The following is an 11,484-nucleotide window of genomic DNA, read 5'->3' as shown; positions in this document are numbered from 1 at the left end:
TAAGAACCTCTTAAGTATTTCCCATTCATCTTGTATTATTTTTGCCTCCATACTGTATATTGTATCATGATATGCCTCTATTTATCTAATATCTTATTTGAGCGCTTATGGGGGCTAAGGGAGAGGGCAATCTCATCTTTGTCTATGACATTTAGTTTTATCTTTAGAACGCAACTCGGTATTAGATAGCCAAACGACAGAAAAATTTATAAGTTGGCTTAAATCGCTATTATAAGAAAAACTAATACGCAAAAAACTTTTCTAAACTTTGTTTAAACTAATACAACTTGAGGGGTTTTGTTTGTGTTATAAGTTAATTCATAGTATTTTTTTACCGCCTCCAATACTTCAGTAAAAACAACACCGAACAGGTTTAACTCAGCAACTGTATAATGATTTTTAATGTCGTAGTTTTTTATGACATTAATTAGCGTAGTAATACCGCCTATTGGGCTATCACCTGTAAAAAAATGATTAAGATATAAGATTTCGTTGCTTTTATTAATAATGATGTCATCGTCCGGCTCTTCAGTCAAAAATTCATCAATCAGCTCAGAATTTACATCCACATCAACATATGCTCCCAGAATAAAACCTTCGATTTTATCTGTGAAACTTAAATTCAAACTACTTTCCCTCATAAATGATTATATATCTATCAGATGAAAAATTCATCAATCAATACAGTGGCTAAGGTATCTGTCGCCGCCATCTGGGAAAATGCAGACAATTACGGCTTCATTTATGCCAGTGGCCTGAAGGCGTTTTGCCAAAGTCAGTGCTCCGGTAAGTGCCGCTCCTGATGAATGCCCTACTGCAAGCCCCTCAAGTTTAACTAAACGCCTCACCATGTCGTAACTTTCCTCGGTGCCTACAAAAATCGTCTCATCGGCAAAGTTTAAGTCATATATACCCGGCACTATCGAGCTTGCCATGTGCTTTAGTCCCTCTATCCCGTGCATAGCGTCATCGGGCTGAATTGCGATTACCTTTATGTCTTTATTGAATTCCCTGAGCGCCTTACCGGTTCCGGTAATTGTGCCTCCTGTGCCTACGGTAGCAATAAAGTGTGTCACAGAGCCTCCGGTTTGCTCATAAATTTCCGGGCCTGTCGTTAAATAATGCGCTTTCCAGTTTGACGGGTTATTGTACTGATCAGGCATGTAATATTTTTCACGGTTTTCACTATAGATTTTCCTGGCCAAACGGATTGCCCCGTCTGAGCCATCAAACGGACTGGAATATATTATCTCAGCACCAAACCCAGAGATTATCTTTTTTCGCTCCGGACTTGCATTTTTGGGAATTACGATTGTTACTTTGTATCCCCTTACAGCTCCTGTCATCGCATATGCAATACCGGTGTTACCTGAGGTTGAATCTATGATGATTTTATCGCGCGTTAACTCACCTGACTCCTCAGAATCATGTATCATCTGATACGCAGGTCTGTCTTTTACGGAGCGCCCCGGATTATACATTTCAAGTTTTGCGTATATTTTTATACCGCCTCCATTAAAACCTGGTGCTCTCTCCAGGCGTATAAGCGGCGTGCATCCAATAGTTTCCAAAATACTGTGTGCTATCAAAATCCAATCCTAAAATGTTTTATCGGCATCATTTTCCCATCCGGAAAACAACGGAGTGCTCAGGTACCGCTCCCCGGTATCCGGAAATATGGTGACAACTTTTTTGCCCTTACCTAATTTCCGTGCTGTCATCAGTGCTGCGTATAAATTAGCACCAGATGAAATCCCAGCAAGTATTCCTTCTTTCCTTATTAAAAGCCGCGCATACTCATAGGCTGTCTCATCGGAGACCTGAATTATCTCATCAATTATACCGCGGTTTAATACATCAGGAATAAACCCGGCCCCAATTCCCTGTATTCCATGATGACCGGCAGGCGCACCGGATAGCACAGCGCTTCCCTCTGGCTCCACCGCCACAATTCTCACCCTGCCGCCAAATTTTTCCCTCAGCACCTCTCCCACTCCGGTTATTGTGCCCCCTGTGCCAACTCCTGCTACAAAAGCGTCCGGCTCACCAAGCTCTTCTATGATTTCAGGCGCAGTTGTTTCCTTGTGAGCCCGGGAATTATCCGGGTTTTTAAACTGATGAGGTTGGAAATAACCGTTTTCCCTGGCCATTTTTTCGGCTAACTCCACGGCTGTTGTCATACTGGTGCCCTCAGTCAGAATCAACTTTGCTCCAAATGCCCTGAGCATTCTCCGCCGCTCCTCGCTCATTGTTTCCGGCATCGTAAGAATCAGATTATACCCCTTAACGGCGCACACAAAGGCAAGCCCTATGCCAGTGTTTCCTGAGGTTGGCTCTATAATTGTATCCCCTTTATGAAGAAGTCCGTCATGCTCCGCCCTTTCTATCATCGCGTTACAGATTCTGTCTTTTACAGAGCTACAGGGATTAAAAAATTCAATTTTGGCAAATATTCCAGCCATGTCAGAGGTTTCAACTGCTCTTGTAATCTCAAGCAGAGGAGTTTCCCCCACCATCTCAAGCACAGAGTTAAGCGGTTTAGAAAATGACCCAAGTCTGCCTCTTATTTCCTCCGACACTACTGCCATATAGTTTTTAACGGCCTTTTCACGGCTTTTTTCAGTATCGCCTGAAACTCCTCTCCTGCAATTTCACGGGCTCCCATGCTAACAAGATGCTCTGTCCTTACCTGACAGTCTATTAAATGGAATTCCAATTTTATCAATTTTTCCACAAGGAAAGCAAACGCTGTTTTTGATGCGTTACTTACTTTTGTAAACATACTCTCGCCAAAAAACATTTTCCCTAAAGCAAGACCATATAGTCCCCCTGCAAGCTCCCCATCATGCCAACACTCCACCGAGTGTGCATACCCAGTCTTGTGGAGTCCGATATATGCCTGTATCATTTCCTCTGTCAGCCATGTACCGTAAGGTTTGCCTGTCCTTTGTGCCGCACAGTTATTTATAACGCCGCTGAAGTCTTTGTCAAATGTGACAGGAAAAACGCCGCGATTAATCACTTGCCTTAAACTCCTTGAGAGCCTGAATTCATCTAAAAACATGACAAGCCGGGGATCAGGTGACCACCAAAGCAGGGGGTCGCCCTCGGAAAACCACGGGAAAATTCCCAGCTTATAGGCATAAAGCAAACGCTTTGCGGAAAGGTCGCCACCAACCGCTAAAAGCCCGTCATTTCGCGCTAACTCAACAGGCGGAAAGGCAATATCTTCATTAAGTAGAAAGACTGGCATTAAACAATGTAATCAAACGACAGAGCTCCTTCAGACACTGAAATGTTAACACTGCCGCCTGTCTGAAGCCTGCCAAAAAGGATTTCCTCAGAGAGCACTGTTTTTATCTCTTTCTGTATTACCCTTGATAGCGGCCTTGCTCCAAACTTAGCGTCAAATCCGCGCTCTGAAAGCCACGCTCTGGCCTCACTGGTAAGTGTGACGGCTACCTTCTTTGCATGGAGTTGTTCTGAAAGTTCCAACATAAACTTATCCACCACCTGAAGCATTATATCGGCATTAAGCGGATTAAACGGCACTATTTCATCAAGTCTGTTTCTAAACTCCGGGCTAAAGAGCTTTGTTATTGCCTCTTTACTAACGGATGCCTGCTCGCCAGACTTGCGGCCAAAACCTATTGTGCCTTTGTCCATTTCGCGGGCTCCGGCATTGGAGGTCATTATTAATATGACATTTCTGAAATCCGCCTTCTTTCCGTTGTTATCCGTAAGAGTGGCATAATCCATGACCTGAAGCAGAATGTTAAATATATCAGGGTGGGCTTTTTCTATTTCATCAAGAAGCATGACCGAGTACGGGGTTTTTCTGACAGCATCGGTAAGTAGTCCGCCCTGGTCAAATCCGATATATCCTGGAGGCGCTCCTATTAGTCTGGCAACCGCATGTTTTTCCATATACTCACTCATATCAAAGCGGAGAAAGTTGACGTCAAGTGTGCGGGCAAGCTGTTTGGCTACCTCGGTTTTACCCACTCCGGTTGGGCCGGTAAACAAAAAACACCCTGTCGGACGCTCTTGTGAGCTAAGGCCTGCTCTTGAGCGTTTTATGGCGGCTACCACTGAATCAATTGCATGTTCCTGCCCATACACCACTTTCATCAGATCGTCTTTCAATGCCTTGAGTCTCTCTGAGTCTGTGGCAGATATGTTTCTTGTCGGTATTTTTGCCATCTTTGAAATAACTTTTTCTATATCAAGAGGTGTAACTGTTTTGTTGGATACCTTAGTTAGCTTAACCGAGGCCCCTGCCTCATCTATAACGTCTATGGCTTTATCGGGCAGATACCTGTCATTAACATACTTTGCAGAGAGATCAACGGCAAGCCGTATCGCCTTAGTTGAATATTTTACCTCGTGAAACTCCTCGTAATAAGTCTTAAGACCTGCTAAAATCCGGTACGTTTCCTCTATCGTGGGTTCTGATATTTCCACTTTTTGGAAACGTCTTGAAAGTGCCCTGTCCTTATCGAAATGGTTTTTGTATTCCTCGTAGGTGGTGGCTCCGATACATCTTAATAGCCCGGAGTTAAGCGCCGGTTTAAGGATGTTTGAAGCATCCAGTGTGCCGCCGCTTGTTGAACCGGCACCTATTACCGTATGAATTTCATCTATAAACATCACAGCTTTTTTGAGTTTTTTAAGGGCATCCATCGTGGATTTTAATCTTGCCTCAAATTCACCTCTGAATTTGGTTCCGGCAATCAGGTTTCCCATCTCAAGGAGAAAAATCTTCATACCCTTAAGAGCCGCTGGTATCTCACCCTGATGGATTTTAAGAGCCAACCCCTCAACTAACGCAGTTTTGCCTACACCGGGTTCACCGACAAACACGGGGTTATTTTTTTTGCGGCGGCTTAATATCTGAAGCGTTCTTTCAATCTCTGCATCCCGCCCAACAAGCGGGTCTATTTCACCCTTAGCCGCTTTTTCAACTAAATCCACGGCAAAGAGTTTTAGCGGGTCCCGTCCACGCTTGTGTACATCCCCCTCGGCGCCCTCCTGTTGAGGGGCTGTTTTGGAAATTCCGTGCGAAATGTAACTTAGTATATCCAGCCGTGAAATGTGCTCCCGTTTAAGAAAAAAAGCGGCATGAGAGTCTTCATCTTCTAAAATAGAGGCCAATAAATCGCCTGCTTCCACCTCGTTTTTACCTGCCGATTGGATGTGCATAATGGCGCGCTGAAGGACACGGTGAAATCCTGCCGTAGGTTGTGGGAACTGCTCTTTTGTGCCGGGGATTGTTGGTATATTTTTGATAAAAAAGTCATTCAATGCCATGATGAGTTTGCTCACATCCCCGCCGCAGTTTGCTACTATATCAATCCCTTTTATGTCGTGCAACAGGGCATAGAGAATGTGCTCTATTGTGATGTATTCGTGGCGGCGTCCCTTTGCCTCTTGTATTGTTGCCTCAAGACTTATCTCAAGTTCTTTATTTAGCACCTATTCTTGCTCCATAGTACATTTTAACGGAAATCCGTGCTGCATTGCAAGGTCATGAACCGTGGCTATTTTAGTTTCAGCGATGTCTTTTGTATAAATGCCGCACACTGCCGACCCCTGCCTGTGCACATTTAGCATTAAGCGCGTCGCCTCATCGGTTGGTTTATTAAATATATGTCTCAGTACATACACTACAAAGTCCATTGTGGTATAGTTGTCGTTTAGCAGGATTACCTTGTACAAAGAAGGCGTCTTAAACTTTTCCTTTACGTTTGTCTCAATTGATTCCTTAATTTCCCGCCATGTCTTTGCCATATCCAATTAAATTATAGCATATTGCAGCCGCTTCGTTTCAAGACATCTTTACTTAATGTGTTGCCGGGAGGGGTTTATTTTTTTATAGCAACAGAATCAAATTGTTTGAGTTTCGTCCATAGCTCATTAATCTTTGTGTCACTCCGCCTTAGTTTTTCAGACAGCACAGCGGCAAGGTTTTTGTATAATTTGAGGCAAAGGGTGGGTTCTGAGGTTCTTAGTATGACCTCGCTTATGGCTATCAGGACACAGTCACTCTGTGCAATGGCAGTAGCAAACCGCGGAGAGGAATCCATGATTGCCATCTCTCCAAAACAATCCCCCTGACCGAGTGAGGCAAGAAAAGTCTCTTCTGTATCGTTTGGAAAAATCTTGGTGATACGTACTTTACCAGTAATAATTATGAAGAGTTTATCGCCTATTGTGTCTTCTTTGAAGATTATGTCTCCCTTTTTGTAGGATTTCTTACCGCTTATGTTAAATATCAAGAGCAATTCTGAATCAGAGAAATCTGCAAAAAACGTATAGCGCCTCTTTAGCGTCTCAACAAGCTGCTTCTTATCGAAATCAACCGCCGCCATAGGGACCGAGCTTAAATCTATTTCCGCACGATTTATATAAAACTCAAGCACATCAGCATACTCACTGGCTGCCTGATAGCGCTGTTCTTTTTGTTTCTGCAGAGCTTTTAAAATGTAGCTGCTTACGTCTTCACTTATGGCAGAGTTGAGAATGTGAGGGGGAAGCGGTTCCTCTTTTTGAATTTTTTCAAAAAGGTGATCTATTCCGTCTGCTAAAAAAGGTTTTGTGCCGGTTAAGAACTCATACGAAACAGCTCCCAAAGAGTATATATCGGATGTTCTATCCACAGGAGCACCCTTTATCTGCTCTGGTGCCATGTAGTACGGAGTGCCCAGACACCTTTCCTCGCAGGAAACCTCAGAGGCGGCAAACACTGCAATGCCAAAGTCCATTATCTTTACCTGTTTATCTGCTATCAGCATAATGTTGGCGGGTTTCACATCTCTGTGGATAACCCCTCTCTGATGAGCATAGTGCAGTGTGCGGGATATCAGGACAAGGATGTGTAGTTTCTCAAGCAACGGGATATCGGCTCCGCTTGTTAAAACATCCTTCATGGTTTTACCCTTTACGTACTCAAACACGAGAAAGTGTGTTGAGTTGTCCTCACCTATATCGTATATCATTGCTATGTTTGGATGGGTCAGCTTACCGGCTACTTTAGCCTCATGATAAAAACGCTCAACGCGGTTTGCTTTGTTGCTTACTTTCACTGTTTTAATCGCAACTATGCGTTCAATAATAGTATCGTGGGCCTTGTAAACAATCCCCATAGAGCCCTCGCCGAGGGTGCCCAGTATCTCATATCTGCCAATTTTACCAATCATGTCTTGTTATTATAATTGAAGTGTTTTAAAAAAAAGTAAATTTCAAAAATAAAACCTGAGATGCTCATTTTTTAAAGTCGTTTTACCGATATGTTAAATATGTACTTTTAATTATTATGTTAAAATACCTAATATTAGTTGAAAAATATTGAATATTTGGATATAATAAGTTTTTTAACGCTGAAAAAAAATGGAGGCGCAGCGAGGTGAGATTTTTTGTAGCTGCCAAAACCGGCTGTATGCGGTTTTAGGGATTAAATGGCAAAGGACTCCATGATTGTAAACGCAGCCGCCAAGTCAGATGTTGGTCTTAGAAGGACAAGGAATGAGGACAGTTTTTGTATAGACAATTCTATCGGGTTATATGTGGTAGCCGATGGTGTGGGAGGCTCTCAGAGGGGAGAGCTGGCCAGCAAAATGGCTGTTGAGTCAATATGCGGTTACATCAGAGCAAAAGGCAACACTTTGTCTGAAAGTATTACAGGGCTGCTTTATGACGCCATAAAGAGAGCAAACCAGGAAATTTATGAATTGTCTTTGACCGATGACAGTTTAGCAGGAATGGCCACAACAGTGGTTGCAGCCCTTGTAAGAGAAGACAGGGTAGGCATTGCACACGTGGGAGACAGCAGGCTGTATTTGATACGAGGCGGTAACATTGAAGCTCTGACCGATGACCACTCACTGGTGGCAGAGCAGATAAGACGCGGGATACTTACAAAAGAAGAGGCAGATGAGGTGGGAATGAGAAATGTTATAACCCGGTCATTGGGCTTTACACCGGAGGTCGAACCGGACACAGATGAGATGACTATTTATGACGGGGATGTGCTTCTGCTTTGCTCTGACGGCCTTTACACAATGGTGCCTGAACGTGCTATTTTGCTCGTTGTTAACTCCTCTGACAACCCTGTTGAGGTAAGTAACAGACTAATCGGCTTTGCTAATAAAAAAGGCGGCAGAGATAACATAACCGTGATAGTTGGATACGTTTATAAGAAGAGATTGTTCTCTTTTATGTATAATTTCTTTAAATGGTTCAGGAGGTAAGCGATGGCTAAGATTTTGCTCAAATTTAAGGAGGCGGCTATCAAAGAGGTGGCAATAGACAAAGACGTCATAACTGTAGGACGTAAGCCAACCAATGACATCCACGTGGATAATCTTGCCGTCTCCGGCGTACATGCAAAAGTGTTTAAAAAGGATGACCAGTATTACATAGAGGATTTAAACAGCCTTAACGGCACTTTTGTAAACGGGAGGAAAATCTCTGTCCACGCCCTACATGATGCCGATGTTATTATTATAGGGAAACACACGCTTAACTTCATCTCCGACAAGCAGGAGGATGCAAAAGCTCCATCACCGTCAAAGGACAGAGACCTGCTTGATGAGACAATATTAATAGACGCTAAAGTAAAAGACCAAATACTATCTAAAGGTACACCAAAGAGTTCTGAACAGGCTCAGGCTGCTGTAATAAAAGACGTAGTGGGGGGATTTTTGGTAATTGAGGGCTCAACTGATAAGACAGAATATGACCTTGTTGACCGTATTACCACTATTGGCAAGGATCCAAGTGCCGGTATCAAGTTAAAAGGACTATTTGCCCCCAAAATAGCGGCGCTGGTCAACAGAAGAAAGGACGGCTACACTGTCAGCTCCTCAACCGGAGGAAAAGGAATAAAAGTCAACGGTAAAGACATAGAAGGACAGCATAAACTTCAGGAGGGCGATATTGTAGAGGTTAGCAGTTTGAAACTTCAGTTTTTCCTTAAAGAATAAATTTGCTGTCTGCAGTTTTAGTAATTTCTCCAAACCCGGGGAGTTATTTTCTTTTCTATTATACCTGCCTTCATTGGGTTTTCTATAATAATCAAAATTAGCCCTTGCATATTGACTCATTTTAGTTTTAAATTATTAAAGCGGCTTTGTTGTTTTCGTAAGTTTTATGGCAAAAGGCATGTTTTGCCCTAATACTAAGTGTTTTAAAGAGGAATCATTATGGAAAAAAATATAAAAATATTGGTGACGGTATCAGCTGAAACTCAGGAGAGTCTTGTTACAAGTGCATTGAATTATCTGGGGTTTACAAACGTAATCTTACTAAACGACCACAGGAATATGATAGGTTATCTCATAAGAGAAAAATGCGATCTCGTTATAGTAGATAATCAGACTCTTAAGGCTGATAACGAAAATCTGCTTAAAGCAGTTAAAGCTCATAATAGTCTTGCTAAGTTGAGAGTACTGACAATAGTCAGTGACGACATAAATGTTAACGAACTAAAACGCCTTTATGATAACGGAGTAAGTTCAGTATTAAAATTTCCTTTTCAAATGAATGAGCTGCTTAAGGCAATAAACGATGCTATAAGAAGCATCCCATCTGCCGTCACCGATACGTTTACAAAGATAAGAAAGCTTGATTTCTTTTCTTTTATGGCTGATGAGGATGTCTATAAGCTCCTTAGAATGGCAAAATGCAGGAAGTACAAGAGAAACGACTTGATTTTTGAGGAGGGTCAGCCCGGAGACAGGTTTTATGTGATAATAGAGGGGTCTGTTTCTATTATAAAGGTGCTTGGTGATGGCCTTGAGGAGGTTTTGCACACACTGGAGCCCGGCGCTTGTTTTGGTGAAATGGCGATACTTGAAAATGCTACGCGTTCAGCCAGAGCAAGGTCAGATGAGGATGTCATGCTGTTTGAGCTGGATAAGAGAATCATGGACGGCTATGACGATATAGTAACTCTTAAAGTGTTTAAGAAACTGGCCTATGTTTTTAGCGAACGATTAAGAAAAGCTGATAGCAAAATCAAAGAACTTGCCCTGTATTCATATTCGCGGCAGTAGCAGTACAACTCATCTATAACTGTGAAAATACTTACGAAGTCAACGCCGATAGAAGATTTTCTGTTAACTAAGGATTAAAAAAAGGACTGGATTCCCGCTAGTTGGCGGGAATGACAGAGGATGGACTTCTTTTTTTCTGTCATTCCTGCGAAAGCAGGAATCCAGTTTTTATTAGCTGAGTTAATTAAAAAGGCAATATTGCTAATATTGAAACATTCTGGAGGATATACATCAAACTAATATCACTAAAAGACTACCGCTTGCCGGATGCCCTTGAAGCGGCTGCAAAGGCGCTCTCTGATGGGCAAATCATAGCATATCCGACTGAGACATTCTATGCGCTCGGTGTGGCCTTCTACAACGAGGATGCACTTGAAAGGCTCTCAGTGCTTAAAGAAAGGGCAGATAATAAACCGTTTCCGCTTATTGCAGGCTCTGTTGAAGCTATTAAAAGCATAGTTACTTCACTTGATGACAAAACCCTTAAGCTTGGACAGATATATTGGCCAGGACCCCTGACAGTTATCCTTAAAGCTAAGCAAGAGTTTCACAACAGGTTTATATCCAGCAACGAGGGTACTATTGCCGTGCGTATTCCCGGTGAGTCGTTTGCTCTTAACCTTGCTCAGTACCTAAACTATCCAATAACCTCAACAAGCGCAAATCCATCCGGCTATCCGCCACCTGCTGACGCTGACACCGTATTAAAATACTTTTTTGGCTCTGGCTCAATAGATGTTGTTATTGATGGCGGAAAAACTCCAGGAGGCGCGCCCTCTACCATCGTTGAGGTAACAGAGGAAATTAAAGTTCTACGTAAAGGAGTTGTAAACGTATTTTAAATATAGCTCTTTCATGCTACCAAAAAGTGTATCGTCAGGAAATATCATCTTTAATCTCACAATTTTTAAGAAAAGATCTTGTTTTGTAATTTGGATTACAGAATTTTAGGTTTGGGATTGTTAAGATTATTTGAAGTAAAAGTGTTATAGTTTGTAAGCATCTGTAAGTAATTTGTAAGTTATGTAATGTTAGAATTACGTAATCTATAAATATAGTGATTGGAAAAAGTCATCATAAGATATAAATACGCTTTTTTAGAGTAAGTTGCCTTACTGTAAGTAGAGACATAGATGATTATAGCAAAACTGAATAATGTCTTATATCTCGCCATGGATTGCCTTTGGTGTCCGACATTGTGGACTTATAACGAACAATATGTACTTTTAACAAATTAATGGAGAGCAATTGCTTGTGGAAGACGTAATAAAATATTTTAATTTTAAGGTTCTTAAAAATAATTTGGATATATTCAATAAACTGTGTCAAGTGTGAAATCACCTTAAACGGTAATATCCAATTTTAGCCTACCCTCAAAAAATAAAGCAAGTTGAGAGACAGTCTGGCTCCAGTTTCTCAATGGCTGTCT

At 42.0% G+C, this 11,484-nt stretch carries 11 protein-coding genes; 4 read left to right on the top strand and 7 right to left on the bottom strand.

Features of this window, described 5'->3' with window-relative positions:
* Positions 1-272: 272 nt before the first annotated feature.
* From HQK88_16850 to HQK88_16820, 7 genes are all read right to left on the bottom strand, one after another.
* Positions 273-626 carry a hypothetical protein gene (locus HQK88_16850; GenBank protein MBF0618469.1) on the bottom strand — a complete coding sequence of 118 codons (354 nt, stop codon included), beginning with the start codon at positions 624-626 and terminating at the stop codon, positions 273-275.
* 48 nt (positions 627-674) lie between these two features.
* On the bottom strand, positions 675-1,592 hold the full coding sequence (locus HQK88_16845; GenBank protein ID MBF0618468.1) for a cysteine synthase: 918 nt from the start codon (positions 1,590-1,592) through the stop codon (positions 675-677).
* A 6-nt stretch (positions 1,593-1,598) separates the two neighbouring features.
* Complete coding sequence (gene cysK, locus HQK88_16840) at positions 1,599-2,588, bottom strand: cysteine synthase A (GenBank protein ID MBF0618467.1); 990 nt, start codon at positions 2,586-2,588, stop codon at positions 1,599-1,601.
* The gene (locus tag HQK88_16835; protein MBF0618466.1) at positions 2,579-3,253 is read right to left on the bottom strand and encodes a leucyl/phenylalanyl-tRNA--protein transferase; all 675 of its coding nucleotides are present in this window, start codon (positions 3,251-3,253) and stop codon (positions 2,579-2,581) included. Before HQK88_16835 ends, cysK begins: the two co-directional genes overlap by 10 nt.
* Positions 3,253-5,475 carry an ATP-dependent Clp protease ATP-binding subunit ClpA gene (clpA, locus tag HQK88_16830; protein MBF0618465.1) on the bottom strand — a complete coding sequence of 741 codons (2,223 nt, stop codon included), beginning with the start codon at positions 5,473-5,475 and terminating at the stop codon, positions 3,253-3,255. The genes HQK88_16835 and clpA overlap by 1 nt, the downstream gene beginning before the upstream one ends.
* Positions 5,476-5,790 carry an ATP-dependent Clp protease adapter ClpS gene (gene clpS / locus HQK88_16825; GenBank protein ID MBF0618464.1) on the bottom strand — a complete coding sequence of 105 codons (315 nt, stop codon included), beginning with the start codon at positions 5,788-5,790 and terminating at the stop codon, positions 5,476-5,478. It abuts the gene before it with no gap.
* A gap of 74 nt (positions 5,791-5,864) precedes the next feature.
* Positions 5,865-7,199, bottom strand: coding sequence for a protein kinase (locus HQK88_16820; protein ID MBF0618463.1), 1,335 nt, complete (start codon positions 7,197-7,199; stop codon positions 5,865-5,867).
* A gap of 273 nt (positions 7,200-7,472) precedes the next feature.
* On the opposite strand from HQK88_16820, the gene HQK88_16815 reads away from it, so the two are divergent.
* From HQK88_16815 to HQK88_16800, 4 genes are all read left to right on the top strand, one after another.
* Positions 7,473-8,249: a Stp1/IreP family PP2C-type Ser/Thr phosphatase gene (locus HQK88_16815; protein ID MBF0618462.1), complete on the top strand. Its 777-nt coding sequence runs from the start codon at positions 7,473-7,475 to the stop codon at positions 8,247-8,249.
* Positions 8,250-8,252: 3 nt separating this feature from the next.
* The gene (locus HQK88_16810; GenBank protein MBF0618461.1) at positions 8,253-8,984 is read left to right on the top strand and encodes an FHA domain-containing protein; all 732 of its coding nucleotides are present in this window, start codon (positions 8,253-8,255) and stop codon (positions 8,982-8,984) included.
* A gap of 219 nt (positions 8,985-9,203) precedes the next feature.
* Positions 9,204-10,055 (top strand): cyclic nucleotide-binding domain-containing protein, encoded by an 852-nt coding sequence (locus HQK88_16805; protein ID MBF0618460.1) that lies wholly within the window; start codon positions 9,204-9,206, stop codon positions 10,053-10,055.
* A gap of 260 nt (positions 10,056-10,315) precedes the next feature.
* Entirely contained in the window at positions 10,316-10,897 is a 582-nt protein-coding gene (locus HQK88_16800; protein ID MBF0618459.1) for a threonylcarbamoyl-AMP synthase, read from the top strand.
* Positions 10,898-11,484 lie beyond the last annotated feature (587 nt).

Source organism: Nitrospirota bacterium, assembly GCA_015233895.1.
Taxonomy (GTDB): domain Bacteria; phylum Nitrospirota; class Thermodesulfovibrionia; order Thermodesulfovibrionales; family Magnetobacteriaceae; genus Magnetomonas.
Note: the sequence above shows the minus strand (reverse complement) of the source record. Positions and strands in the feature narration are given on the sequence as shown.